The following is a 25,932-nucleotide window of genomic DNA, read 5'->3' as shown; positions in this document are numbered from 1 at the left end:
GGGACGTAGGCTCGGGACGTGATCACCGTGGAGCTCGCCCGAAGCCTCGCCACTGGCGGTGTCCTGTGGCAGCCGGCGCCCGGCGACCGGTTCACCATCGACCAGCCGAACGTCCTGGGTGAGGTGTTCTGGATCAGCCACCTGACGATCGACGTGCACACGTTCCACGGCCAGCCGCTGCTCGGCTTCAACGGGACGACGGAGTGGGCGCTCGACTCGGTCACCCTCGACACCGCCCTGTGGCTGCCGCGTGAGGACCAGCTGCGCGAGATGCTGGGCGACCGGTTCGCGGGTCTGCAGCGGGAGGCCGAGGACTGGCTCGTGCAGGTGGACGGCGAAGGGGGCCGGGACACGTTCAGTCATCCCGACCCCGAGTGCGCCTATGCGCTGGCGTTGCTCAGCCTCGTCTGAGCGCGCCTAGTGGGAGGTCGCCATCTTTCCCCTGTGGTGCGACCGCGTGACCTGGAGGTCGGCTGCGCCCACCAGCAGGACGACGGCCCCGGCGATCCAGGCGGTCCACGCCATCGGCCTGGTACCGCTGAACCCCATGACCCACGGAGCCGCGATCATGAGGACGCCCATCAGGGCGGTCAGCCCCTCGATGGACATCATGTCCGGCCTGACCAGCTCGATGAGAGCCAGGACGGCAGTGACGGCACCCAGCACGACCATGGTCATGGTCGCCCGGTCAGTCGTGGTGGTCCACCACGGCGAGAGGGCTGCGTAGGCGCCGGCGATCAGAGCAATGAGATCCTGTGGATGGTTCCATCGCTTCATGGTGGTCACAACCACCTTTCCTTGAAGGCGGTCCGTCGATCCGAGGCGGGCCGAACACCTTGATTGTCTTCCCTCCCAACGGTTCTGACAATCGTCCACCCGGTGGAGTCGGACTCGTGTCAGGGCCCGCCTCTGGCCCCTCGGGGTCTGGTCAGGAGGGGTCTCGGACCGCGGCGACGAAGCTCGCGGCAGCGGGCAGCTGAGGGAGCAGGGCGGCCTGGTACGCGTGGTAGACATCCGGCTTGCCCGACCACGTGCGGCTCGACGGCCGGTTCGACGGGTCCAGCTCGTGCCACCACGACCCGCCCTCGCGGTCGACGTGGTGCGCCTCGATGAAGTCCCAGAACCGGTGGAAATCCTTGCGGTACGAAGGGTTTCCGGTGTGCAGCCAGAGGCTCCACGCGGTCGCGGTGGCCTCGGCGGCGACCCAGTGCATCCGCTCACGGACCACCGGACGGCCGTCGAACCCGACCGTGTAGACGAAGCCGTCCGCACCGTCCACCGCCCACCCGTGACGCAACCCCGCGGCATACAGCTCACGCGCGGCGGGGGCCAGCCAGCTGGGCGCCTGCTCCCCCAGGGCGACCCCGAGGTGGAGGCACAACCGCGACCACTCCAGCAGGTGCCCGATGGTCGCGCCATAGGGGCGGAACGGGTGGCTTGGCTCGTCGATGTTGAAGTCCAGCAACGGGTTCCACGACTCGTCGAAGTGCTCGGGGAGCAGCCAGTCGTGGTCCCTGGCGAAGCCGTCGACCATGCGGGTCGTGATCCGCGTCGCGTGCTCCAGCCACTGAGGGTCACCGGTGACGTCGGCCGCCGCGAGGAACGCCTCGACACCGTGCATGTTGGCGTTGGCTCCGCGGTACGGGTCGCGGACCGACCAGTCGGAGCTGCACTCGTCGACGAGCAGCCCGGCGGACTCGTCCCAGAAGTGCGTCTGCACGACGTCGAGCGCCTCGGTCAGCAGGTCGTCTGCCTCGGGGTGACCCGCGGCCGCGGCCGATGCGGCAGCCAGCACCACGAAGGTGTGCGTGTAGGCCTCCTTGGGCCGTGACGCAGCCCTGCCCGGCCACTCGGACAGCCAGCCGCCGTGCCGGGCGTCGCGCAGGCCGGTGCGCAGGGCCCGCACCCCGTGGTCGACCTCCGGCCGGGCCGTGGCATCGCCCCGCAGCGCGGTCAGGGCGAAGACGTGGGTCATCCGGGCAGTGACCCAGGTCTGCACCGGAGTGCCCGCGGTCAGCTCACCGCGATCCCCGAGCCAGCCGAAGCCACCTCGGGGATCGTGCGCGCGCCGGGCGAAGTCGACCAGCCGGTCAGCCTCCGCAGCCAGCCAGGCCAGCCTCGTGTCGTGGTCCGTCGTCACGGGGGAACCATGTCACGTCAGGCCGCCACATCGCGACGTCGAGTGACGAGCAGCCCCGCGACGACCGACAGGAGCAGGTACGCCACGACGGTCACGAGACCGCGCTGACCGCTGACGACGGCCGACACCCCGGGTGGGAGGTCGCCGAACGTCGGCGGCAGTACCGACACGATCAGGGAGCCCGAGCTGACTCCCGGCAGGACATCCCGCAGGCCCTGCAGCGCGGTGAGCGTCGAGCCGGCGACGGCTGAGACCAGGTTCTCGATGCCCAGGATCCACACGACGCCGAGGCCGATCGGCAGCGCGACCGACCGCAGGAGCACGGCCAGGACAGCGCCGAGCACCGCCCACATGGTCACGACGGCCCACCCCGACCCCAGGCCGGTGGCGAGATCGGCGACGGACGGCCACGCCACGGGCGTGTCCTCGGACAGCGCGATCCCGAGCGAGGTCACCGCCCCGGTCAGCGCGAGGACCACGACCCCGAGGCCCACCGCGACAGCCAGCGCCGCGAGCTGGCCGGCGAGGACCGAGCCCCGTCGAGGCCCTTGGGTGAGGAGCGTCTTGAGGGTGCCCCCGGTGTACTCACCGCCCGCGACGAGGGCGCCCAGCACGAGGGCCAGCGCCCCGATGAACACGGGAAAGGCGGCGGTGGTGTTGGTGACGAGCTGGGCGGGTGCCATCCCCGCGAGGATCTGCGCGCGGGGCGCGCCGTCGGTGAAGTCACCACCGGTCCCGTCGAGCGACGACAGGTACGGGATGAGGTAGCCGAAGACCTGGCTGAGCACCACGGCGGTGGCCAGCAGCGACCAGGCGGCCGGACGACGTGCGAGCTTGCCGAGCTCGGCGCGGGTGACGTCGAGGACGTCAGGCATGGGAGACCTCCAGGGAGTCGGTGGGGTGGGTGGTGAGGTCGAGGAAGACGTCCTCGAGCTGGCGTTCGCGGCGCTGCAGCCCCGTGACGGAGACGCCGGCCTCGACCAACGCGCGCGTGATCTCGGCGGTGTGACCCGCGGGCGCCTTGACCAGGATCTGCCCCTCACCGCGCCGCACCGTCTCCACGAAGGGCATCGCGGTGAGCACCCGCACCGCGGTGTCGGACGGGGTGGCCACGACCTCCAGCTCGGCCTCGCCACGCAGCTGCTCGACGGTGCCTTCGCGGACGATCCGCCCGCGGTCGATGACGGCCACCCGCCCACACACCTGTTGCACCTCGGCGAGCAGGTGGCTGGACAGGATGACGGTCCGCCCCTGTCGCCCCAGGTCGGCGATGAGCGCGCGCATGTCCCGCATCCCTTGCGGGTCAAGGCCGTTCGTCGGCTCGTCGAGGACGACCAGCTCGGGGTCCTTCAGCAGCGCGGCAGCCACTCCGAGGCGCTGCTTCATGCCGAGGGAGTACGCCGCGTACCTGTCGTCACGCCGGTCGGCGAGCCCGACCAGCGACAGCGCCTCGTCGACCCGGGAAGCCGGCACACCGGCATACCTGGCCATCGTGCGCAGGTTGGTGCGTCCGGTGAGGTAGGGGTAGAACCCGGGTCCCTCGATGAGCGCACCGATGCGGCGCAACGCATCCGGGTCCCCCGCGCCGCGACCGAGGACCGTGACCGAGCCGGCAGTGGGCCGGATCAGGCCGAGCAGCACCCGCAGCGTCGTGGTCTTGCCCGCGCCGTTCGGGCCGAGGAAGCCGAAGACCTCCCCGCGGTGGACGGTGAGGTCCACACCGTCCACCGCGGCGATGTCGCCATACCTCTTGGTCAGACCCGAGATCTCGACGACGGGGTCCTGTGCCGTCATGCCGAGCCCAGGCGCTTGAGGGTGCTCAGCCGGCGCTCGTACTCCTGCTCGTCGATCTCGCCGGCGGCGTAGCGCTCGGCCAGCCGCGCCTCTCCGGCTCGCTGACCGGACATGGCGTGCATGCGACCCCAGCGACGACGGCCGAAGAAGCCGAAGGTCGCGAACAGCGCGACGATGAACAGGAACCAGAGCAGCGGGAGGATCGGCCACCAGGCGCCGGGGCCGTCCCAGTGGTCGGTGGCGGCTGCGGCGGTCAGAAGCGTGGTCATGGTGACTCCTTGGATGGATCGGTTGTGACTCCTCCATCCTTGGAAACCAGCGCCCTTCGCGAATCCCACCAGCGGCGACACCTCACCTGCGCCGCAGGAGGTATGCCGGGTGCAACCGGGTGCGCCCCGCGCGTCAGCCCTGCGACCAGCCCGGGGTCACGAGGCCGCTCTCGTACGCCAGGACGACGAGCTGGGCCCGGTCCCGGACGTGCAGCTTGACCATGGCGCGGCTCACGTGCGTCTTGGCCGTGGCCGGGCTGAGGAACAGGCGCGCGGCGATCTCGTCGTTGGACAGCCCCTCGCCGACCAGGCCGACGATCTCGCGTTCACGCTCGGTCAGCCCACCCAGTCGGTCTGCCGCAGGTACGGCGGTGGCACGGCTGCGGGTGGCGAACTCACCGATCAGCCGACGAGTGACGCCGGGACTCAGCAGGGCGTCGCCACCGGCCACTGCACGGACTCCGCGCAGCAGCTCGGCCGGCTCGGTGTCCTTGACGAGGAAGCCGCTCGCGCCGATGCGCACCGCCTCGAAGACGTACTCGTCGAGGTCGAAGGTCGTGAGGATGACCACCTTGGTCCCGGCCAGAGACGGGTCGGCCACGATGTCGCGCGTGGCCTGGAGGCCGTCGGTGCCGGGCATCCGGATGTCCATCAGCACCACGTCGGGACGCAGGTCCCGGACCAGCCGCACCGCCTCGCCCCCGTCAGCCGCCTCACCCACGACCTGGATCCCGTCCTCGGCATCCAGCAGCGCCCTGATGCCTGCGCGCAGCAGCGCCTGGTCGTCAGCCAGCACGACGGTGATCACGATGCGCTCCGCACCGGGAGGGTGGCCACGACGCGCAGCCCGCGGGTCGCCGCCGGATCGACGGCGAACGTCCCTCCCAGCGCCTGGGCCCGCTCCTGCATGCCGCGCAGCCCGTTACCCGGCACCGGGGCGTCGGCACCCACTCCGTCATCGACGACCTCGACCGTGAGCACCTGCGCACCGTAGCCCAGCGTGACGTCGGCCCGCGTCGCGTGCGCGTGCCGGACGACGTTGGTGATGGCTTCCTGGACGATTCGGTATGCCGCCAGCTCAACCGCGGCTGGCAGCGGACGAGCCTGTCCCTCAATGGTTTTCGTCACCCGCAGACCCGCGTGGGCCGAACGCTCGACGATGTCGTCGATGCTCGCGAGCGTCGGTGCGGGAGCCCGGGGAGCGGGGCTCTCCTCGTCCCGCAGCAGGTCGATGAGCGAGCGGAGCTCGGTGAGGGCCTCGCGGCTGGCGTCCTTGATGGCGCGCAGCGCGGGCTCGACGTTCTCGGGCCGGCGGTCTGCGAGGTGGAGCGCGACCCCGGCCTGCACGTTGATCAGGGACATGTGGTGCGCCACGACGTCGTGCAGCTCCTGGGCGATCCGCAGCCGCTCCTCGCCCGCCTGCCGGCGGCGGGTCTCGCGGGCCGCGGCGCGGTAGCCGGCCGCACGCTCACGCCCCGCCCTCAGGGCCTCGGCCACCGAGAGGATGACCAGCATCCACGCGACCATGGCTCCTTGCGTGCCCCACGACCACGGCGCTGTGTCGAACACCAGCTTGCCCGCCGCGTCACCGACGACCACGGCCAGCGCCACCGCCCACGCGGCGATCCGGTGGCCCCGGACCACCGCGGAGACCAGCCCGATGGCCAGCCCGAGGAAGGCTGGGCCGTAGGCGTAGCCGAGCGTGACGAAGGCCAGCGCGGCGGCGCCGATCGCGGCGACGGCGGGGACGGTCCAGCGCCGGACCGCCAGCAGGGCGACGGGCGCGACGAGGAGCAGCGCGATGGCGAGCCCGTCCACGGGGCGACGGTCGGGCTGCCCGTGCGACGCGCCATACGTCCCGCCGACCTGGATGACGGCGACGAACACCGACAGGGCCACGCGGAACGCCAGCGGCGGTCCGGCGGCCCCCCAGCCGCGACGCTCCCCGACCCACGGCGGGGGTCCCCAGGCCTGGTCGTCCGCACGTCGCATGGACGCCAGCCTAGGCAGCCGCGGTCGGCGACGGCGTCACCCGCCGGGGGCAGCCCGGCATACTCCCCCGGGCGTATGCCGCCCGGTCACGCAGCCCTGCCCGTGGCCCTCCCTGGGCGTGCCCGCGACGCTCACCCGGTGGGGCGGGTGAACCGCAGGGTGCGCACCTCGAACGGTCCGAGGGCCACCTCCACCGCTCCCGGCTCCGCGGGCGAGAGCTCGACCGACGCCAAGGGCTCCTCGAGGAGGCTCGCCTCGGCAACCGACGCCACCGGGCAGTCGACGCGGACCACTCCGCTGGCGCGTCCGCCGAGGGCCTCGTGCACCCGCACCACGAGATCCCCGGACCGGTCGGCGGCGAGCTTCACGCTCGAGAGGGTCAAGCCGTCGCCGTCGACACCGACCAGCGGGGAGAAGCCGTGGTCGCCAGGCACCACCCGGACTGGGGTGTTGAGCCTGACTCCCTCCTCGGCGGCGCCGGCGACGTCGGTGCCGACCACGAGGGCGTACCGGTGGCTGTGCTCGCCGTGGTCGGTCTCCGGGTCGGGGAACCGGGGTGCCCGCAGCAGGGAGAGCCGCACCGTCGTCGTCCCACCGTCCTCCGCCCAGTCACGCGCCACGTCGTAGCCGTAGGTGGAGTCGTTGACGAGCCCGACCCCGAAGCCCGGCTCCCCGACGTGGACGAAGCGGTGCATGGACGTCTCGAACTTGGCAGCCTCCCAGCTCGTGTTGACGTGGGTCGGGCGCCGGTGGTGACCGAACTGCGTCTCGGCAACCGAGTGCTCGGCGCGGACGTCGAGAGGGAAGGCTACCTTGAGGAAGGTCTCGACCTCGTGCCAGTCAGTGGTCTGCTCGACGTGGACCGTCCTCGACCCCGGGGCCAGCGAGAACGCCTGTCGCACAGTCGAACTCGGCGAGATCGTCCGCGTCACGACGACGGTCGCGACCCCGTCGTCATCCACGGTCGCCTCAAGGCCGTCGACTCCACGGACGTCACGGACCCGGTTGCGGTAGAACCGGTCGACGTCCCAGGCGTCCCACTTGTTGGGCAGGTCGGGGTGCAGCTGCAGCAGCCCCGCCGCAGCCCCTGGGGCGATCGCCTCCCGGCCGGTCGCGAGGTCGACGGCGGAGGTCACGAGACCCTGGGCGGACAGCACGACCCGGACGACGCCGTTGTCGAGCAGCACGTCGCCGCCGCTCTGCTCGACCAGCACGGGATCGGCGGTCGTCGCGTCGGCCACCAGGGACCCCGCGCCGGGGGCGACGCCGTCGGCCGCACAGCCCGCTCCGTTCACGACGACCCGCGCCGGCCCTGCGCCCTCGCCACCGACGAGGGCGGCCAGCGACCGCTCGACCAGGGCCAGCGCCTCACGCTCGACGCGGGCGTACTCCTCGGCCGCCTCGCGGTGCACCCACGCGATCGACGTCCCCGGGAGGATGTCGTGGAACTGCTGGAGCAGCACCTGCTTCCACAACGCGTCGAGCTCGTCGTGGGGGTAGTCCGCACCGGTCCTCACCGCTGCCGTGGCCGCCCAGAGCTCGGCCTCGACCAGCAGGTGCTCGCAGCGCCGGTTGCCCTGCTTGGTGCGGTGCTGCGACGTGAGCGTGGCGCGGTGCAGCTCGAGGTACAGCTCCCCGACCCACACCGGCGTCCCGGGGCGCGCCCTGCCCTCGCCGTCGACGAGCTCGTGCCGGGTGCGACCAAAGAACTCGTCAGGGTGCTCCCACCGCACCCGGGGGCTGCCCTCGAGGTCGGCGAGCCGCTCGGCACGCCCGGTCATCTCGCGGGTCGTGCCGCCGCCGCCGTCACCCCAGCCGATCGGCGCGACCGACCCGCCGGCGATGCGGTGCTCGCGGAACTGCCTCTCGGCCAGCGCCAGCTCGCGACCGGACAGGTCTGAGTTGTAGGTGTCCATCGGCGGGAAGTGGGTGAGGACCCGCGACCCGTCGATGCCCTCCCAGAGGAAGGTGTGGTGCGGGAAGGTGTTGACCTGGTTCCAGGAGATCTTCTGGGTGAAGAACCAGTCGAACCCGGCCCGGCGCACCAGCTGGGGCAGGGCCGGCGAGTACCCGAAGCTGTCGGGCAGCCACACCCCGTGGCACCGCTGGCCGAACTCGGTCTCGAAGAACTCCTGCCCGTACAGGAACTGCCGCACCATCGACTCGCCGGACGGCATCACGGTGTCGCTCTCGACCCACATGCCACCCAGCGGCAGGAAGCGGCCGGCGCGGACTGCCTCGACGACCCGCGACCACACCTCCGGCCGGTGCTCCTTGACCCAGGCGTACTGCTGGGCGCTCGACATGCCGAACACGAAGTCGTCCGTCTCGTCGATGAGGGCGGTCATCGAGGCCGTCGTCCGGGCGACCTTGCGCACCGTCTCACGCGTGGGCCAGAGCCACGCGGAGTCGATGTGCGCGTGCCCGACAGCCGACACGACGTGGCTGCTGTGGGCCGCCGGGCTCGCCAGAACGGAAGCGAGGACCCGGCGTGCGGCGAGCGCCGAACCGGACACGTCGCCCAGGTCGAGCGCGTCGAGCGCGTCGTCGAGGGCCTGCAGGATCCGCATCCGCCTCTGCCCGTCGGCGAGCTCGGCCTGCAACCCCAGCAGCACGTCGAGGTCGAGCGCCAGGGCGTGGACCTCCTCGTCGAACACCGCCAGGTCGAACCGCCGCGTCGTGTACAGCAGGCCGGCCGTCGCGGTCCGCAGGTCGCCCTGGACCGTCGGCCGGAACCTGTCGGGCCCCAGCACCACGGGGTTGGACGCCGCCTCGACGTAGAGCTCGATGCGGTCCCCAGCCTCGGCCCTCGACGACACCAGCGCCCAGTGGTTGCGCGGGTTGACGGCCTTCACCGGGGTGCCGTCAGGACGGTAGACCAGCCCCTCGCACTGGAAGCCCGGCTCCGCAGGGTCGAACCCGAGGTCGACGACGGCCTCGACCCGCAGCCCCGCCCACTCGGGCGGCACCTGCGCGACGAGCCGGAACCACGTGGTCCCCCACGCGCGGCCCCACGGCGACCCCACGGCATACGGCTCGTAGTCGAGGGCGAGGCCCTGCTGCGGGGGCACCGGCTCTCCGGGAAGGACGTGGGCGGCGACCTCGAAGGGCACGGACCGCGCGTGGACGGCCGGCCAGACCCGTTCGGTCAGGACGCGGGTGACCCGCCCGACCGTGAGCGCGGTGTCGTCGTGCATGGGCCCAGCCTTGCGTGCGGTTGGGCGGTGTGCGACTCAGGGGCCCCACCGGTATGGCGTGGGGCGCCTTCGCTGCGGCGGCTCAGCGCCCGCGACCCAGGGGTGCGCGTCAGCGCCCGCGCCTCAGCGGCCGTGGCTCAGCGGCCGCGGCTCAGCGGCCGCGGCTCAGCGGCCGCGGCTCAGCGGCCGCGGCGACCCGAGGAGAACCCGGCGATGCCGCCGGAGCGTGAGGTGCCCTGCGTGGCGCCGCCCTGGCGAGCGGACGAGCTGCGCGGCGAACCGGTCGAACGGCCGCCCTGGTGGCGCGACTCCTGCGGCCGGGCCGACTCGCCGCGGGTCGACTGCGACCCGCCGCGACGGCTGCGGCTGCCCGCGGAGCCGCTCTCGTCGCGGGTACGACGCTGGCCGCGGCCACCCTGGCCGCCACCCTGATCTGCGGCGCCACGACGGGCACCACCCTGACCGCCGCGACCCTGCTGCGGGGCCTGGACGGGTGCCGGGGTGACGAGCTCGGYGGCGGGGCCGGTGAGCGCGCCGATGGCGGGGTGTCCGGGGGTCACGTCGACGGTGGTCGGCTTGATCCCGGCCTGGCGCATCAACGTGCGGGTGTCGCCACGCTGCTCGGGGGTGCTCACGGTGACGACCGTGCCCTCGGCGCCGGCGCGCGCGGTGCGCCCGGAACGGTGGAGGTAGGCCTTGTGCTCGGCCGGCGGGTCGACGTGGACGACGAGCGAGACGTCGTCGACGTGGATGCCGCGAGCCGCGATGTCGGTGGCGACCAGGACGCGGGTCGTGCCCTCACCGAAGGCGGCGAGGTTGCGCTGGCGAGCGCCCTGGGACAGGTTGCCGTGCAGCTCGACCGCGGGGATCCCCGAGGCGGTCAGCTGCTTCGCGAGCTTCTTGGCGCCGTGCTTGGTGCGGGTGAACGCGAGGGTGCGGCCCTGACCGGCGACCAGCTGGCGCACGATGTCGGCCTTGTCGGCGCTGCTCACGTGGAACAGGTGGTGCGCCATCGCCGGCACCGGGGACGCGGCGCTGTCGACCGAGTGGGTGACCGGGGAGTGGAGGTAGCGGCGGACCAGCTGGTCGATGCCGTTGTCCAGCGTCGCGGAGAAGAGGAGGCGCTGGGTGTCGCGCGGGGTCGCGTCGAGCAGGCGCTTGACCGCGGGAAGGAAGCCCAGGTCGGCCATGTGGTCGGCCTCGTCGAGCACCGAGACCTCGACGGCGTCGAGCCGCACGTGGCCCTGGCCGATGAGGTCCTCGAGGCGGCCCGGCGTCGCGATGACGACGTCGACGCCCCTGCGCAGGGTGGCGACCTGGGGGTTCTGGCCGACGCCACCGAAGATCGTCATGGTCCGCATGTCCATGGCTGTCGCGAGCGGGGTGATGGTCTCTGCCACCTGGTTCGCGAGCTCACGGGTCGGCACGAGGACGAGCGCGCGGGGCTGGCCGGGGTTACGGCGACGGCCGGACTTCGCGAGGGCGGCGATCGTGGGCAGCGCGAAGGCGATCGTCTTGCCGCTGCCCGTGCGGCCACGACCGAGGACGTCGCGGCCGGCGAGCGAGTCGGGCAGGGTCGCGGCCTGGATCGGGAACGGCTCGAGGATGCCGCCGTCGGAGAGGGCGCGCACGAGGCGCGAGGGGACGCCGAGGTCGGCGAAGGGCACGGTGGAACGGGTGTCAGACACGACAGAACTTTCGTCAGCAGTGGGGGTGGCCGCAGTTGCTGGACCACTCACGCGAACTGTGAGCTGACGGCGCCAACCAGAGTTGGGGCGCGAAGCAGACGACCTGAGGCGGGCATCGGTGCTCGCCATCTGGGTCAAGGCTATCGGTGGTGCCCCGCATTCCCCAATCGGGTCCACGTCCGCGAGCCGATCTCCCGTGGCCGGCCCACGTTGCCGCGGGTGCTGCACGTTGCCGCGGGTGCGCTCGCGGCAACGTGCAGTCGGCGCGGCAACGTGCCGAGGCCCGGGAAACGCAGAAGGACCCGACGACAAGCTCGTCGGGTCCTTCTGCGTTCTGGCGGTGGCGGAGGGATTTGAACCCTCGGTGGACTTTCACCCACAAACGCTTTCGAGGCGTTCTCCTTAGGCCGCTCGGACACGCCACCGCGGAGCAGGTTACTAGAGCGGTGGAGTGCTCACGAAATCGCCCGCCGGGGCGCCGAACCCCCCGCCCCACCCGCCGCCGGGCCCGACTCCTAACCCGCAGCCTCGCGACGGTGGCGGCGGACGGCCCAGACCGCCAGCGCGACGAGGACGACCAGGCCGACGACCACTGCGGCGCCCTGCCCCAGCCACGTCTCGACGCGCTGGTACGACTCGCCCGCGAAGTAGCCGGCGGTCACGGCTGCGCCACCCCAGGCGATGCCACCGACGGCGTTCCACGGCAGGAAGACGCGGTACCGCATGCCCGACAGCCCGGCGAGCGCCGGCATGACCGCCCGGAAGAACGCCGTCCACCGACCGAGGAAGACCGCCGAGCCGCCCCGTCGACGCAGGAAGTCCTGGGCCGAGTCGAGTCTCGCGCGGCGCTTGTCGAAGAACCGGTGCCCGATGATCCGCGGCCCGAAGAGCCGGCCGATCTCGTACCCGATCGAGTCGCCGACCACGGCCGCCAGCACGACGACCAGCAGGACCACGCTCAGCGACGTGTGGCCGATGCTGGCGGTCACGCCACCGATGATCGCCAGCGTCTCGCCGGGCAGCACGAACCCCACGAACAGCGCGTCCTCCGCCAGGACCACCAGGCCGACGATGACGTAGACCAGCCAGGGCGGAGCCCCGAGCACGGTGTGGACGAGCCCGTCGACGACACCACTCACGCGTGCTGCCCCTGCCCGTCGATCCGCCCGTCGAGCTGCCCGTCGTCCTGCCCGTCCTGCGCCCCGCTCGTGCGGTGCCGCTCGAAGAATGACAGCAACAGCTGAGAGCACTCTGAGGAGCGCACCCCACCGATGACCTCGACGAAGTGGTTGGCGTGCCGGTCGCGCACGATGTCCCAGACCGAGCCGGTCGCCCCCAGCTTCGGGTCCCAGGCCCCGATCACGAGCCGCGACACCCGCGACAGCAGCAGGGCCCCGGCGCACATCGGGCAGGGCTCCAGGGTCACGACGAGCGTGCACCCCTCGAGCCGCCACTCGCCCACGTGCTGGGCCGCCTCGCGCAGGGCCACCACCTCGGCGTGCGCCGTCGGGTCGCCGAGGACCTCGCGCAGGTTCCGCCCGCGCCCGATCACCTCGCCGTCGGGAGACACGACCACGGCACCCACGGGTACGTCGCCCCCCACCGCCGCGTCGGAGGCGAGGTCGAGCGCGAGCCCCATCCACGCGGCATACCGCTCGTCGACCGAGGGTCCGCGTGGTGGGGTCACGCGCTAAGTTTCGCCTATGCGCGTCCACGTTGCCGACCACCCGCTCATCACGCACAAGCTGACCTACCTGCGCGACAAGCGCACGGACAGCCCGACCTTCCGGCGGCTGGCCGAGGAGCTGGTGACGCTGCTGGCCTACGAGGCCACGCGCGACGTGCGGGTCGAGCCGTTCGACATCGAGACGCCCGTGGCCCCGACGACAGGCATCAAGCTGTCCAACCCCAAGCCGCTCATCGTGCCGATCCTGCGCGCGGGCCTGGGCATGCTCGAGGGCATGGTGCGGCTGCTGCCGAGCGCCGAGGTGGGCTTCCTCGGGATGCAGCGCAACGAGGAGACGCTCGAGGCCATCACCTACGCGAACCGGTTGCCCGACGACCTCAAGGGCCGCCAGTGCTACGTGGTCGACCCGATGCTCGCGACCGGCGGCACCCTCGTCGACGCCATCCGCTACCTCGCCGACCGCGGCGCCGACGACATCACGGCCGTCACCCTGCTCGCCGCCCCCGAGGGCATCAAGCACGTCGAGGAGGCCCTGGCGGACCTCGAGATCCCGATCACCATCGTCACCGGCGCCMTCGACGAGAAGCTCAACGACAAGGGCTACATCGTGCCCGGGCTCGGGGACGCGGGCGACCGCCTCTACGGCGTCGTCTGACCCGCGCGGGGTCCGCGAGCGCCGTCGCGGACCGGTCCGGGGTCGGCGGGCCCGGTCCGGGGTATGCCGTGCCGCCGGGTCCGGTCGCGGCGCGCCTCACCCGTGGCACGGGGAAGATCTGGCAACGTGGGTCGTTGAGGTTTGCCCTGCACGGCACGCCACTTGTCTGCCCGAAGCCCCCCAGATGCCCTAGGAGACGACATGCAGCGCGTGAAGAAGGTCCTGCTCTGGGTCCTCGTCGCGTTCGCCGCGTACGCGGTCTTCACCTCCCCCGACCGTGCCGCCGACATCCTCAAGACGTCCGGCTCGATGCTCGCTGACGGCGCCAAGAGCATCGGCACCTTCTTCGACGCACTCCTCAGCAGGTAGGCCGTGCCCGGCCGTGAGGGGCGCCACGAGGAGCTCGACCGCTACCTCCTTGACGGCGAGCGCCTCGTCACGGCCGTCCACCAGCACTGGGGCAAGGTCGCCGAGCCCGTCGGCTCGGCAGTCGTGGGCGCGGTCGTGGCCCTGTGGGTCGACTCGACCATCGACCCCGCGCTCGGCCTCGTGTCGACGGTCCTGTGGTGGGCCTGGTTCGCCCTCGTCGGCCGGATGCTCTTCAAGGTCGCCGAGTGGCGCCACGACTGGTTCGTCGCCACCGACAAGCGACTGCTGCTCTTCTACGGCTTCATCACCCGCAAGGTCTCGATGATGCCGCTGATGAAGGTCACCGACATGTCGTTCGAGCGGTCGGTGCCGGGACGGCTGTTCGGCTACGGCAGGTTCGTGATGGAGTCGGCGGGCCAGGACCAGGCCCTGCGCGAGGTCAACTGGGTCCCCCAGCCCGACCACCACTACCGCGCCATCTGTGCGGAGATCTTCGGGGTCGGCGACCGCGAGCGGGACCTGCCGGCCGACGGCCACGACGACCGGTTCGAGGACGACTGGGACGCCGGGTGGGCCTCCCGGGCGGCCGGCCCCGCCGGCGCACCCGACCCGTATGCCGGGTGGGACGACCCACGGCACTCCCCGGTCCACCCGCGCGACACGCACGACCCGCGCGACCCGTATGACGAGCGGGCCGACTCGCTCTACCGCAGCCCCGACCTGCGGGCCCGCGACCGCAGTGCCGACACCGGTCCCATCCCCCTGCGCCCGCGGCCCGGCGTCCAGCGCTGGGACGACGACTAGGCCGTCCGACTGCTGATCCTGTTCTTGACTCATTCAAGACAATGGGACAGGCTCGGGGCGTGGCCAGCACTCCCGAGCTCGAGCAGCTGCTGCGCGCCGCCTCGTTGCGGGTGACCCGGCCCCGGGTGGCCGTGCTGACAGCGGTGCGCGAGCACCCGCACGCCGACACCGACACCGTCATCCGGGTCGTGCGTGGCGAGCTCGGCGACGTGTCGCACCAGGCCGTCTACGACGTGCTGCGCGTGCTCACGACGGCCGGACTGCTGCGCCGGATCCAGCCGGCCGGCTCGGTGGCGCGCTACGAGTCCCGGGTCGACGACAACCACCACCACGTCGTCTGCCGGGGGTGCGGCACCATCGCCGACGTCGACTGCGCTGTCGGCCAGATCCCGTGCCTCACGGCGGCCGACGACCACGGCTTCGTCATCGAGGAGGCGGAGGTCGTCTACTGGGGCCTGTGCCCCGAGTGCGCCGCCCACGACCCCGTCGCCGCCACCGGCTGACGACGATCCAGGCCAGACCACCGCCCCGCCCAGACCAGACCACCGCCCCGCCCTCGACCCCCGTGGAAGGAACCCACATGTCGGACACCGACCAGCCCCTGAGCCCCACCCAGCGAGCCGACGAGGCCAACGCAGCGGGGTGGGACCCGGACCAGCCCCTGACCGCCGAGACGAACCCCCAGGCCGACGGGGTGACCGACGGCACCGCCTCAAAGGGCAAGTGCCCGGTCGCCCACAGCACCCCGCACCCCACGCAGGGCGGCGGCAGCAACCGGGGCTGGTGGCCCGACCGGCTCAACCTGCGGATCCTCGCCAAGAACCCGGCCGTGGCCAACCCGCTCGGGTCGGACTTCGACTACGCGGCGGCCTTCAACAGCCTCGACCTCGACGACGTCAAGCGTGACATTGCCGACGTGCTGAGCACCTCGCAGGACTGGTGGCCGGCGGACTTCGGCAACTACGGCCCCTTCATGATCCGCATGTCCTGGCACAGCGCCGGCACCTACCGGATCCGTGACGGCCGCGGTGGAGCCGGCGCCGGCCAGCAGCGGTTCGCCCCGCTCAACAGCTGGCCCGACAACGCCAACCTCGACAAGGCCCGCCGGCTCCTCTGGCCGGTGAAGCAGAAGTACGGCCAGAACCTCTCCTGGGCCGACCTGATGATCCTCACCGGCAACGTCGCCCTCGAGACCATGGGCTTCCAGACCTTCGGGTTCGGTGGCGGTCGCGTCGACGTGTGGGAGCCGGACGAGGACGTCTACTGGGGCCCCGAGACCGAGTGGCTCGGCGACGAGCGCTACACCGGTGACCGCCAGCTGGAGAACCCCCTCGCCGCCGTCCAGATGGGCCTCATCTACGTCAACCCGGAAGGCCCCAACGGCACGCCGGACCCCCTGGCCGCTGCGCGCGACATCCGCGAGACGTTCCGCCGGATGGCGATGAACGACGAGGAGACGGTGGCCCTCATCGCCGGTGGCCACACCTTCGGCAAGACCCACGGTGCCGCCGACCCGCAGCAGCACGTCGGCGACGAGCCGGAGGGCGCGGAGCTCGCCGAGCAGGGCCTCGGGTGGCGCAGCTCGTACGGCACCGGCAAGGGCGCCGACACCATCACCAGCGGGCTCGAGGTCACCTGGACCCAGACGCCCACCCAGTGGAGCAACCACTTCTTCGAGAACCTCTTCGGCTTCGAGTGGGAGCTGACCAAGAGCCCGGCCGGCGCCCACCAGTGGAAGCCCAAGGACGGCGGCGGCGAGGGCACGGTCCCCGCCGCCCACGACTCGACCACGCGGATCGCCCCCAACATGCTCACGACCGACCTGGCGTTGCGGGTCGACCCCGTCTACGAGCAGATCTCCCGGCGGTTCCTCGAGAACCCCCAGGAGTTCGCCGACGCCTTCGCCCGCGCGTGGTTCAAGCTGACCCACCGCGACATGGGACCCGTCGTGCGCTACCTCGGGCCCGAGGTGCCCAGCGAGGTCCTGATCTGGCAGGACCCGGTCCCGGCGGTCGACTTCGACCTGGTCGACGCGGCCGATGTCGCCTCCCTCAAGGAGCAGATCGCGGCCTCGGGCCTGTCCGTCGCCGACCTCGTGTCCACGGCCTGGGCCTCGGCCTCCACGTTCCGCGGTGGCGACAAGCGCGGTGGCGCCAACGGTGCGCGCATCCGCCTCGAGCCGCAGAACGGCTGGGACGTCAACGACCCGGCCCGGCTCGCCACGGTCCTGCGGACGCTGGAGGGCATCCAGGAGTCGTTCAACGCAGCCCAGTCAGGTGGCACGCGGATCTCCCTGGCCGACCTGATCGTGCTCGCCGGTGGTGTCGGCGTCGAGCTGGCCGCCAAGGCCGCCGGGCGTGACATCGAGGTCCCCTTCACCCCGGGTCGCACGGACGCGACGCAGGACCAGACCGACGTCGAGTCGTTCGCCGAGATGGAGCCGCGGGCCGACGGGTTCCGCAACTACGACGGCAAGGGCCAGCGGCTCCCCGCCGAGTTCCTGCTCGTCGACCGGGCCAACCTGCTCACCCTCAGCGCACCCGAGATGACGGTGCTCGTGGGTGGCCTGCGGGTGCTGGGCGCCAACCACCAGCAGTCCACGGCTGGTGTCCTCACCGACCGACCCGGCACGCTGACGAACGACTTCTTCGTCAACCTGCTCGCCATGGACACGGCCTGGCGGGCCACCGGACCGGACTCCACGTCATACGAGGCGGTGGACGGCGACGGGCAGGTGAAGTGGACCGGCACGCGGGCCGACCTGGTGTTCGGGTCGAACTCCGAGCTGCGGGCGCTGGCCGAGGTCTACGCGAGCGACGACGCCAAGGACAAGTTCGTCGCGGACTTCGTCGCCGCCTGGGTCAAGGTCATGGAGCTCGACCGCTACGACCTCGTCTGACCCACCACACCACGACGTCCGGGTCGGCCCCTGCGGGCCGGCCCGGACGTTTCGTATGCCGGATCGCCGGAGAGCGCAGCCCCCTCACCGACGCTAGGTTGGCTGCAATTCGGGTCGCGGTGCTGCGGCTCGCACCGAGATCGGGAGGCCGCGCCGATGTCCATGTTCCGCACCAAGTCCGTCGAGCAGTCCATGCGCGACGGCGACGAGCCCGAGTACCAGCTCAAGAAGCGACTCACCGCCCTCGACCTCACCGTCTTCGGTGTCGGCGTCGTCATCGGCGCCGGCATCTTCACCGTCGCGGGACGGGCGGCCAAGGAGCTGGCGGGGCCGTCGGTCGTGCTGTCCTTCGTGGCCGCCGCGGTCTGCTGCGGTCTGGCCGCGCTGTGCTACGCCGAGTTCGCGTCGTCGATCCCCATCAGTGGCTCCGCCTACACGTTCTCGTACGCCAGCCTCGGTGAGATCGTCGCCTGGATCATCGGCTGGGACCTGCTCCTCGAGCTCATGCTGGGCGCCAGCGTGGTGGCCCAGGGGTGGTCGGCCTATCTCGGGGTGTTCCTCGACCACCTCGGGTTCACGATCCCGGAGTCCGTGGCCTACGGCTCGCGGTTCGACCTGCCCGCGTTCGTGCTCGTCATCGTGCTCAGCATCCTCGTGAGCATCGGCATCAAGGAGTCCTTGCGCGTCAACCTGGTGCTGGTGGCCCTGAAGGTCTTCATCGTGCTGTTCGTCATCGTCGCCGGCATCGGCTTCATCAAGTCGGCCAACTACACGCCCTTCATCCCGCCCAGCCAGCCCGCCAATGCCAAGTCCTCGCTCGAGTCGCCGCTGATCGAGTGGGCGTTCGGCTTCGCCCCGTCGCACTTCGGGATCCCCGGCATCCTCGCCGCGGCGTCCCTGGTGTTCTTCGCGTACATCGGCTTCGACGTCGTCGCGACCACGGCCGAGGAGGCCAAGAACCCCAAGCGCGACCTGCCGATCGGCATCATCGCCTCCCTCGTCATCTGCACCGTCCTCTACTGCGCGGTGGCGGTCGTCCTCACCGGCATGGTCCGCTTCGACAAGCTCTCGACCGAAGCCTCCCTGGCCACCGCCTTCGAGAGCGTCGGGAAGTCCGGTTACGCCACCCTCATCTCCGCAGGCGCCGTGGCAGGCCTCACCACGGTCGTCATGACACTGTTGATCGGGACGTCCCGAGTGGTCTTCGCGATGTCGCGCGACTGGTTGCTGCCGCCGTGGCTGGGCAAGACCAACCACCGCACCGGCACACCGTTGCGCATCACCGTCATCGTCGGCGTGGTCGTGGCACTGGTCGCGGCGCTCACGCCGGTCGGCAAGCTCGAGTTCATGATCAACATCGGGACGTTGTCGGCCTTCTTCCTCGTCTCGCTCGCGGTCCCGGTGCTGCGCCGGCGCCGCCCAGACCTGCAACGGCCATTCCGAGTGCCGTTCTCGCCTGTGGTCCCGTGGGTGTCCGCGGCCATCTGCGGCTACCTCATGCTCACGCTGCCCGTCGAGACGTGGATCCGCTTCGTCATCTGGATGGCGTTGGGATTCGTCATCTACTTCGCGTACGGCTACCGCAGCAGCCGGCTCTCCGGGAACCCCAAGGAGGGCGAGATCCCCAGCCTGACGAGCACCTGACCCCCGGCCTTCCCCCGCTTTGGGGGTGCAGGAGTGACGCATTCCTCACCCTTGCACCCCCAAAGCGGGCGACCTCGGGTCGGTGCCGCACCCCATACGGCATGGTGGGGGTATGCGGCTCAGTGTCGTCCTCGACGGACGTGACCTGTCGGTGCTCGTGCCCTTCTGGTGCGCGGCGTTGGGCTACGACGCGGTGTTCTCGCTGCCCGAGTTCGAGGTGCTGCGCCCGCGAGAGGGCGAGCCCCCCGGGCCGGTGTTCATCCTGCAACGGGTGCCCGAGGAGAAGGTCGGCAAGAACCGCATGCATGTGGACGTGCACCCGCCGCTCGAGCTCGGCGTCCCGGCCCTGGTCGAACGGCTGGAAGCGTTGGGAGGCAGGCGGATCGGCGAGCCCGTGACCGACCTGCTGGAGGCCATCGACAGTTGGTGGCAGGTGATGGCGGACCCTGAGGGCAACGAGTTCTGCGTCGTCGCCGACCCCGGCCACCCCCCGCCGCAAGGCAGCTGACCGGACCATCACGCCTTGCCACTGTGGATGACCTGGCCGAGCACGATTGGAACGCTCGTTCTGGCACGACGAGCCCTTGAGGTAGGGCAGAAGCAGACGACCGCTCGTCGGTAGTCCGATCGAACTGTCCACGGCAAGAGAGTGCGTTTTCCGTTCAGTCGCGACTGAGGTTCTCGACCAGCGGATCAGGGCTCGCGTCGGACCGAAGGGCAGCACGGATCGACTCTTTCCAGTCCTCCCAGCGCGCCGGGTCCGTCTGCAGGTATTGGTGGAACAGAACCAAGCCTTTGTCGGGGCTGGTCTCCATGCCCACATACAAGTCCGTCATGAAGAAGGCAGCCCGATACGCCTCATCGAGCGTCAGGGTCTCCGGCAGGGTCGAGTCGTCGGTCACGTGAAGATGCTCTCAGGACGTCGCCGCCTTGTGCGCGCTCATCGGCATGAGAGGACGGTTGCTTGGCACCGGGGAATCGCTTCGGGGGTGACGTACCGCCGCCGGCCGACGCCTGCAAGGTCCTGAGCGCTGGGTCTCAGAGGGCCTTGATGATGTCCTCGACGCGTTCCTTGGCGTCGCCGAAGAGCATCTGGCTGTTGTCCTTGAAGAACAACGGGTTCTGCACACCTGCATAGCCGGTCGCCATGGATCGCTTGAACACCACGACGTGGCGCGCCTTCCAGACCTCGAGCACCGGCATCCCCGCGATGGGGCTGGTCGGGTCCTCGGCGGCCGAGGGGTTGACGGTGTCGTTGGCGCCGATGACGAGCACCACGTCGGTGTCGGAGAGGTCGCCGTTGATCTCGTCCATCTCGAGCACGATGTCGTAGGGCACCTTCGCCTCGGCCAGCAGCACGTTCATGTGGCCGGGCAGGCGACCGGCGACGGGGTGGATGCCGAACCGGACGTTGACGCCCTTCTTGCGCAGCTGGCTGGTCAGCTCGGCGACGGGGTACTGCGCCTGCGCCACGGCCATGCCGTAGCCGGGCGTGATGACGACGGTCGAGGCGTCGCGCAGCAGCTCGGCTACGTCGGCGGCGATGGTCTCGCGGTGCTCGCCGTAGTCCTTGTCGTCACCGACCGAGACCTCCTGGCCGAACCCACCGGCGATGACTGAGAAGAAGGACCGGTTCATGGCCTTGCACATGATGTAGGACAGGATCGCACCGGAGGAGCCGACCAGCGCCCCGGTGACGATGAGCAGGTCGTTGCCGAGCATGAAGCCCGCAGCAGCCGCAGCCCAGCCCGAGTAGCTGTTGAGCATCGACACCACGACGGGCATGTCGCCGCCGCCGATCGAAGCGACGAGGTGCCACCCGAACGCCAGGGCGATGGCGGTCATCACCAGCAGCGGGACGACCGAGTGCGACTGGACGAACCACACGAGCAGCCCGGCGGACACCACCAGCGCCAGCAGGTTCAGCCAGTGCCGGGCGGGCAGCATCAGCGGCGAGGACTTGATGCGCGCGCTGAGCTTGAGGAACGCGACGATCGACCCGGTGAACGTGACCGCGCCGATGAACACCCCGAGGAAGACCTCGACGCTGTGGATCGTGTCGGAGGCATCACCCACGGTCAGGTGCGAGTTGAACCCGACCAGCACCGCCGCGAGGCCGACGAAGCTGTGCAGCATCGCGACCAGCTCGGGCATCTGGGTCATCTCGACGACGCGCGCCCGCCAGAGGCCGACCGACGCACCGATCGCCATAGCCACGACGATGAACAGCAGCGTGCTCAGCGCGTGAGGTGAGCTGGCAAGGACCCCCCAGACCGTCGCGACGAGGGCGATGGTCATCCCCAGCACGCCGAAGGCGTTGCCCTCCTTGGCCTTCTCGTGCTTCGAGAGCCCGGCGAGCGACAGCACGAAGAGGACGGCCGCGAGGATGTATGCCGCTTGGACGAGGTTGTTGGTCACGTTGCCGCTCATACCGGCTCAGTCCTTCCGGAACATCTGGAGCATGCGACCGGTGACGGCGAAACCACCGAAGATGTTGATGGTCGCCACCATGATCGCGAGGAACGCCAACGTCTTGACCACGGCGTCGTCGCTGTCGATCTGCAGGAGACCGCCGACCAGGATGATGCCGCTGATCGCGTTGGTCTCTGACATCAGGGGAGTGTGCAACGCGTGGGCCACGTTGGAGATGACGTAGAACCCGACGATGACGGCGAGCGCGAACACGGTGAAGTGGCCCAGGAAGATCGCCGGCGACTGCGACGCCACGAGGGCGAACACCAAAGCGGCGATCGCCATCCAGAGGTACCGGAGCTTGGGGTCTCGCGGCTTCTTCGGCGCTGCGGGCTCAGGTGCGGCCGGCGCCGCGGTCGCAGCCGGTGCGGCGCTGACCTGCACGGCCGGTGGCGGCCACAGGGTCTCGCCGTCGCGGCACACCGTCATCCCGCGCTGCACGACGTCGTCGAGGTCGAGCACCAGCTGGCCGTCCTTGCCCGGGGTCAGCAGCTTGAGCAGGTTGACGAGGTTGGTGCCGAACAGCTGGCTCGCCTGGGTCGGCAGGCGGCCCGGCAGGTCGGTGTACCCCAACAGCTTCACGCCGTTCGCCGAGGTGACGGCTTGGTCGGCGACCGTCCCGGCGACGTTGCCGCCGTTGGACGCAGCCATGTCGACCACGACCGATCCCGGCTTCATCGAGGCCACCATCTCCTCGGTGATCAGCCGGGGCGCCGGGCGGCCCGGGATGAGTGCCGTCGTGATGATGATGTCGACGTCCTTGGCCTGCTCGGCATACAGCTCGGCGGCCTTGCGGTTGAAGTCCTCGCCCATCTCCTTGGCGTAGCCGGTGGCCGAGGGACCCTCGTCCTCGACCGCGATGCGCAGGAACTCGGCGCCCATCGACTCGACCTGCTCGCCCACCTCGGACCGCGCGTCGAACGCCCGGACGATCGCGCCCAGGCTGCTGGCGGTGCCGATGGCGGCGAGCCCGGCCACACCGGCGCCGACCACGAGGACCTTGGCCGGGGGGACCTTGCCGGCGGCGGTGACCTGGCCCGTGAACAGCGAGCCGAACTCGTGGGCCGCCTCGATCACGGCTCGGTAACCACCGATGTTGGCCATCGAGGAGAGCACGTCGAGGGACTGCGCCCGCGAGATGCGCGGGACCGCGTCCATGGCCAGCGCCGTGACGCCGGCGGCGGTCAGGCGGTCGACCAGCTCGGGGTTGAGCGCTGGGGAGATCAGCGAGGCCAGGACCGTCCCCCGCCGCAGTCGGGCGATCTCGTCCTCGGTCGGTGCGTTGATCTTGAGGACGACGTCCGACGCCCATGCCTCGGTGCCGTCGACGACGGCGGCGCCCGCCGCGGCATACGCTTCGTCGGAGAAGGAGGCACGCGCGCCAGCGGCACGTTCGACCGCCACCTCGTAGCCCAGGCCGATGAGCTGGCCCACCGTCTTGGGCGTGGCGGCGACCCGGGTCTCCCCCGGCCTGGACTCTGCTGGAACACCGATGCGCACTCTTGCTCCCGTCGCTGGAAGGCCGTGACCTCGCCCAACCTAGGGGGTGAGCCGCTGCAATGGCGTCGCAATGTGAGGACAGTCGCGCCCGCCGTCCAGCGGGTGGACGACGGGCGCGACGGTGCGGTCGGCAGGCGGTCCGGTCAGACCAGGCCGAGCACGAGGAGGGCCATCAGCACGACGAGCGTGATGCCGCCGAGGAGCAGGCCGCCGCCGATGTCGGCCTGGGTCTGCGCGTAGGGGCGGTTCTCGTGCAGGTAGTCGTGGGGGTAGCCCTGCGCGCGGTGGCGGGCCCGCCGGTCGTACTGGGTGGCGCGCACGGTGGCGCGGGTGCGAGTGGTCATCAACTCGGCTCCTTTCAATACGCTACGCACCGTATCGTATCTCCTGAGGCGGCGCCAATGCAGTCTTTGATGGATCGGCCACACCCTGGCGTGGTCAACCCATCGAAGACGCGCGCCCGCGCCGCCAGAGGGGCTCAGGCGGTGCTGCCGCCCACGTCGCCGTGGGGCACGGGCTGGCCCAGCCGGCCGGCCTCGTGGTCCTGGAAGGCCTGCACGAGCTCGGCCCGGGTGTTCATCACGAACGGCCCGGCCCACGCGACCGGCTCCCGGATGGGCAGGCCGCCGAGGATGACGACGTCGAGCCCCGCGGCATACCGTTCCTGCTGGGTGCGTGCAGAGGAGAGGGTGATGGTGTCCCCGGGGCCGAACACGGCGAGCTGGCCCGGCCCGACCGGCGTCTGGTCGGGACCGACGAACCCGTCGCCGCTCATGACGTAGACCAGGGCGTTGAACTCGCGGCGCCACGGCACGACGAGCTCGCCACCGGGCGACACGGTCGCGTGGACCATCGCCATCGGGGTGTGGGTGGACCCGGGACCGGTCACGCCGCCGACCTCACCGGCGATGACGCGCAACAGCGACCCGCCGTCCGCCGACGTGGCCAAGCCGACCTCGCCGGAGCGCAGGTCCTGGTAGTGAGGGGCCTTGAGCTTGTCGACCTTGGGCAGGTTGACCCACAGCTGGAACCCGTGGAACAGGCCGCCGCTCATGACGAGGTGCTCCGGCGGGGCCTCGATGTGCAGGATCCCGGCGCCGGCCGTCATCCACTGGGTGTCGCCGTTGGTGATCGTGCCGCCACCTCCGAACGAGTCCTGGTGGTCGAAGATCCCGTCGATGATGTAGGTCACGGTCTCGAAGCCGCGGTGCGGGTGCCAGGGCGTGCCCTTGGGCTCACCGGGCGCGTACTCGACGGCGCCCATCTCGTCCATGTGGATGAACGGGTCGAGGTCGCGCAGGTCGACCCCCGCGAAGGCGCGCTTGACCGGGAACCCCTCCCCCTCGATGCCGCTGGGCGCGGTCGAGATGGAGCGCACGGCCCGGGGCGTCGCAGTGGCAGCGGGGGCTGGCACGCGGGGCAGGACGGTCAGGTCACTCACGGTCACGGCAGGCATCGAGCTCTCCGATCTAGTTCGAAATTCAACTATCTCCTAGAACCGGCCGGCCAGTCAAGGCATTCCCGGGCACACGACAGCCGGTGGGCCACTTGGCCCACCGGCTGTCGGTGTCTCGCTGGCGCTCCCGGGCGTCAGGCCCGGTCGGGTGAGTTGCGACCCTCGTCCCGGCGTGCCGTCGCGTCGTCGACCTCGTCGACCCGGTCGGTCCCGTCGCCCCGGTCGGTCGCGTCGACCCGGTCGGTCCCGTCGACCCGGTCGGTCGCGTCGACCCTGTCGGTCCCGTCGCGCTCGTCGGCGAGGCGTTCGCCGGTGCCGTCCCACGGGTCCCGCTCGTCGGCGTCGACGTCGGGGTCGGTCACGTCCGCCTGGCGCAGGTGTTCGTCCCGGGTGTCCCGCGCCTCCGCGGCCGCCTCGCCGCGGCGCTCCGCCTCCGCCTCGAGACGCTGGGCCCTGGCCTGCTGCTCCTGGGCCTCCGCGCGCGCCTTGTCCGCCTGGGCCTGCGCCTCGGCGGCCGCGGCCTCGCGCTCGCGGTGTTCGCGGTCGTGCTCTGCAGCGGTGGCGCGCAGGTCAGCGGCTTCCTCGCGGTGGGCCTCGGCCTGCCGCTTGCGCGACTGGGAGACGAACAGTGCGAACAGAGCAAGCACCACGATGATCGCGATGATGATCCAGACGATGGTCATGCCGTCCATGCGCCCTCCTGGGGTCGTCGACGTCCGGTGTGCCGGACATCTCGAACCTAGACCAGCAAGAGGGCTGCGACCAGCCCGGCGCCGCGCATCGCCGCAGGTCAGCGGCGCGTGCCGGCTCCGTCCGTGGCCCGGGCGGTGGCCGCGAGCACGTCCGTGAGGAAACGCAGGACCAGCTCGCGCTCCTCTGGGCCATACGCGTCGATGGCCCCAGCCATCTCCACGGCCAGCGGGCCGAAGACCTGTCGGCCGACCGCCATCGCGTCGTCGGTCATCTCGATCGAGACGCGGCGGCGGTCGCTGCTCGCGTGGGTCCGCTGGACGTGCCCGACCGCCTCGAGGCGGCTGAGGAGTGCCGAGGTCGCAGGCGCACTGAGGTTGAGCGCGGAGGCCAGCTCCGTGGGCGTCAGGTGGTCGCCCTGCCGACCCGCGTCCATGACGTGCCCGAGGGCGACCAGATCGGTTCGGTGCATCCCGACGGCACCCCCGTGGACGTCGATGTAGCGGTCCATCGCCGTCGTGAAGGCCCGGAGGGCATCGACGATGGCGGCCGAGACCGGGTCACCGGCACCACCCCGCGCGGCAGCCGCCCCCGCCGCTGCGCCACCAGCCCGCTGCTCAGGGGCGTCGTGGTCCGCAGCATTGCCCGTCGTCATGGAGCCAGTGTAGTGTTTCCA

26 protein-coding genes and 1 tRNA gene are annotated in these 25,932 nt (G+C 71.1%); 8 read left to right on the top strand and 19 right to left on the bottom strand.

Annotated elements, in window-relative coordinates:
* Window positions 1–18: 18 nt before the first annotated feature.
* Entirely contained in the window at window positions 19–411 is a 393-nt protein-coding gene (locus tag AC1DV7_RS07890) for a hypothetical protein (RefSeq protein ID WP_477596280.1), read from the top strand.
* Between the two features lie 6 nt (window positions 412–417).
* Here the strand turns inward: AC1DV7_RS07890 and AC1DV7_RS07885 are convergent, their stop codons facing one another.
* The 12 genes from AC1DV7_RS07885 to AC1DV7_RS07830 form a co-directional block, all read right to left on the bottom strand.
* On the bottom strand, window positions 418–777 hold the full coding sequence (locus AC1DV7_RS07885; RefSeq protein ID WP_477596302.1) for an SPW repeat protein: 360 nt from the start codon (window positions 775–777) through the stop codon (window positions 418–420).
* Window positions 778–928: 151 nt separating this feature from the next.
* Window positions 929–2,140 carry an AGE family epimerase/isomerase gene (locus tag AC1DV7_RS07880; RefSeq protein ID WP_477596278.1) on the bottom strand — a complete coding sequence of 404 codons (1,212 nt, stop codon included), beginning with the start codon at window positions 2,138–2,140 and terminating at the stop codon, window positions 929–931.
* Between the two features lie 17 nt (window positions 2,141–2,157).
* Window positions 2,158–3,015 carry an ABC transporter permease subunit gene (locus tag AC1DV7_RS07875; protein WP_477596276.1) on the bottom strand — a complete coding sequence of 286 codons (858 nt, stop codon included), beginning with the start codon at window positions 3,013–3,015 and terminating at the stop codon, window positions 2,158–2,160.
* Window positions 3,008–3,934 (bottom strand): ABC transporter ATP-binding protein, encoded by a 927-nt coding sequence (locus AC1DV7_RS07870; protein WP_477596274.1) that lies wholly within the window; start codon window positions 3,932–3,934, stop codon window positions 3,008–3,010. Before AC1DV7_RS07870 ends, AC1DV7_RS07875 begins: the two co-directional genes overlap by 8 nt.
* On the bottom strand, window positions 3,931–4,203 hold the full coding sequence (locus tag AC1DV7_RS07865) for an SHOCT domain-containing protein (protein WP_477596272.1): 273 nt from the start codon (window positions 4,201–4,203) through the stop codon (window positions 3,931–3,933). Before AC1DV7_RS07865 ends, AC1DV7_RS07870 begins: the two co-directional genes overlap by 4 nt.
* Before the next feature lie 133 nt (window positions 4,204–4,336).
* Complete coding sequence (locus tag AC1DV7_RS07860; RefSeq protein WP_477596271.1) at window positions 4,337–5,011, bottom strand: response regulator; 675 nt, start codon at window positions 5,009–5,011, stop codon at window positions 4,337–4,339.
* Window positions 5,008–6,195 (bottom strand): sensor histidine kinase, encoded by a 1,188-nt coding sequence (locus tag AC1DV7_RS07855; protein ID WP_477596269.1) that lies wholly within the window; start codon window positions 6,193–6,195, stop codon window positions 5,008–5,010. The genes AC1DV7_RS07860 and AC1DV7_RS07855 overlap by 4 nt, the downstream gene beginning before the upstream one ends.
* Window positions 6,196–6,326: 131 nt before the next feature.
* On the bottom strand, window positions 6,327–9,392 hold the full coding sequence (locus AC1DV7_RS07850) for an alpha-mannosidase (RefSeq protein WP_477596267.1): 3,066 nt from the start codon (window positions 9,390–9,392) through the stop codon (window positions 6,327–6,329).
* A 179-nt stretch (window positions 9,393–9,571) separates the two neighbouring features.
* Complete coding sequence (locus AC1DV7_RS07845) at window positions 9,572–11,080, bottom strand: DEAD/DEAH box helicase (protein ID WP_477596265.1); 1,509 nt, start codon at window positions 11,078–11,080, stop codon at window positions 9,572–9,574.
* 335 nt (window positions 11,081–11,415) lie between these two features.
* A tRNA-Ser gene (locus AC1DV7_RS07840) sits at window positions 11,416–11,505 on the bottom strand.
* 90 nt (window positions 11,506–11,595) lie between these two features.
* Window positions 11,596–12,219 carry a DedA family protein gene (locus tag AC1DV7_RS07835; protein ID WP_477596263.1) on the bottom strand — a complete coding sequence of 208 codons (624 nt, stop codon included), beginning with the start codon at window positions 12,217–12,219 and terminating at the stop codon, window positions 11,596–11,598.
* Window positions 12,216–12,719 carry a nucleoside deaminase gene (locus tag AC1DV7_RS07830; protein WP_477596300.1) on the bottom strand — a complete coding sequence of 168 codons (504 nt, stop codon included), beginning with the start codon at window positions 12,717–12,719 and terminating at the stop codon, window positions 12,216–12,218. Before AC1DV7_RS07830 ends, AC1DV7_RS07835 begins: the two co-directional genes overlap by 4 nt.
* A 64-nt stretch (window positions 12,720–12,783) precedes the next feature.
* Here AC1DV7_RS07830 and upp point away from each other — a divergent pair, with 64 nt between their 5' ends.
* The 7 genes from upp (at window position 12,784) to AC1DV7_RS07795 (ending at window position 19,646) form a co-directional block, all read left to right on the top strand.
* Entirely contained in the window at window positions 12,784–13,422 is a 639-nt protein-coding gene (gene upp, locus AC1DV7_RS07825) for a uracil phosphoribosyltransferase (protein WP_477596261.1), read from the top strand.
* A gap of 201 nt (window positions 13,423–13,623) precedes the next feature.
* A complete protein-coding gene (locus AC1DV7_RS07820) occupies window positions 13,624–13,791 on the top strand; it encodes a hypothetical protein (protein WP_477596259.1) in 168 nt (55 codons plus the stop codon).
* A 3-nt stretch (window positions 13,792–13,794) separates the two neighbouring features.
* Window positions 13,795–14,595 carry a PH domain-containing protein gene (locus AC1DV7_RS07815; RefSeq protein ID WP_477596257.1) on the top strand — a complete coding sequence of 267 codons (801 nt, stop codon included), beginning with the start codon at window positions 13,795–13,797 and terminating at the stop codon, window positions 14,593–14,595.
* 59 nt (window positions 14,596–14,654) lie between these two features.
* Complete coding sequence (locus tag AC1DV7_RS07810; protein WP_477596255.1) at window positions 14,655–15,098, top strand: Fur family transcriptional regulator; 444 nt, start codon at window positions 14,655–14,657, stop codon at window positions 15,096–15,098.
* A gap of 77 nt (window positions 15,099–15,175) precedes the next feature.
* Window positions 15,176–17,494 (top strand): catalase/peroxidase HPI, encoded by a 2,319-nt coding sequence (gene katG / locus AC1DV7_RS07805; protein ID WP_477596253.1) that lies wholly within the window; start codon window positions 15,176–15,178, stop codon window positions 17,492–17,494.
* Between the two features lie 156 nt (window positions 17,495–17,650).
* Entirely contained in the window at window positions 17,651–19,138 is a 1,488-nt protein-coding gene (locus AC1DV7_RS07800) for an amino acid permease (RefSeq protein WP_477596251.1), read from the top strand.
* A gap of 112 nt (window positions 19,139–19,250) precedes the next feature.
* Window positions 19,251–19,646 carry a VOC family protein gene (locus AC1DV7_RS07795; RefSeq protein WP_477596249.1) on the top strand — a complete coding sequence of 132 codons (396 nt, stop codon included), beginning with the start codon at window positions 19,251–19,253 and terminating at the stop codon, window positions 19,644–19,646.
* Window positions 19,647–19,800: 154 nt separating this feature from the next.
* Here the strand turns inward: AC1DV7_RS07795 and AC1DV7_RS07790 are convergent, their stop codons facing one another.
* The 7 genes from AC1DV7_RS07790 to AC1DV7_RS07760 form a co-directional block, all read right to left on the bottom strand.
* Window positions 19,801–20,040: a hypothetical protein gene (locus AC1DV7_RS07790; protein ID WP_477596248.1), complete on the bottom strand. Its 240-nt coding sequence runs from the start codon at window positions 20,038–20,040 to the stop codon at window positions 19,801–19,803.
* A 136-nt stretch (window positions 20,041–20,176) separates the two neighbouring features.
* A complete protein-coding gene (gene pntB / locus AC1DV7_RS07785; RefSeq protein ID WP_477596246.1) occupies window positions 20,177–21,568 on the bottom strand; it encodes a Re/Si-specific NAD(P)(+) transhydrogenase subunit beta in 1,392 nt (463 codons plus the stop codon).
* Window positions 21,569–21,574: 6 nt separating this feature from the next.
* Window positions 21,575–23,110 carry a Re/Si-specific NAD(P)(+) transhydrogenase subunit alpha gene (locus AC1DV7_RS07780; protein WP_477596244.1) on the bottom strand — a complete coding sequence of 512 codons (1,536 nt, stop codon included), beginning with the start codon at window positions 23,108–23,110 and terminating at the stop codon, window positions 21,575–21,577.
* Window positions 23,111–23,253: 143 nt separating this feature from the next.
* The gene (locus AC1DV7_RS07775) at window positions 23,254–23,454 is read right to left on the bottom strand and encodes a hypothetical protein (RefSeq protein ID WP_477596242.1); all 201 of its coding nucleotides are present in this window, start codon (window positions 23,452–23,454) and stop codon (window positions 23,254–23,256) included.
* A gap of 134 nt (window positions 23,455–23,588) precedes the next feature.
* Window positions 23,589–24,566 carry a pirin family protein gene (locus AC1DV7_RS07770; protein ID WP_477596241.1) on the bottom strand — a complete coding sequence of 326 codons (978 nt, stop codon included), beginning with the start codon at window positions 24,564–24,566 and terminating at the stop codon, window positions 23,589–23,591.
* Window positions 24,567–24,700: 134 nt separating this feature from the next.
* On the bottom strand, window positions 24,701–25,258 hold the full coding sequence (locus tag AC1DV7_RS07765) for a hypothetical protein (protein WP_477596239.1): 558 nt from the start codon (window positions 25,256–25,258) through the stop codon (window positions 24,701–24,703).
* 98 nt (window positions 25,259–25,356) lie between these two features.
* Window positions 25,357–25,911, bottom strand: coding sequence for a MarR family winged helix-turn-helix transcriptional regulator (locus tag AC1DV7_RS07760; protein WP_477596237.1), 555 nt, complete (start codon window positions 25,909–25,911; stop codon window positions 25,357–25,359).
* Window positions 25,912–25,932 lie beyond the last annotated feature (21 nt).

This window comes from Pedococcus sp. P2_E4, assembly GCF_056403935.1.
The sequence above is the reverse complement of the archived record's forward strand: the minus strand, read 5'-3'. Positions and strand labels throughout refer to the sequence as shown.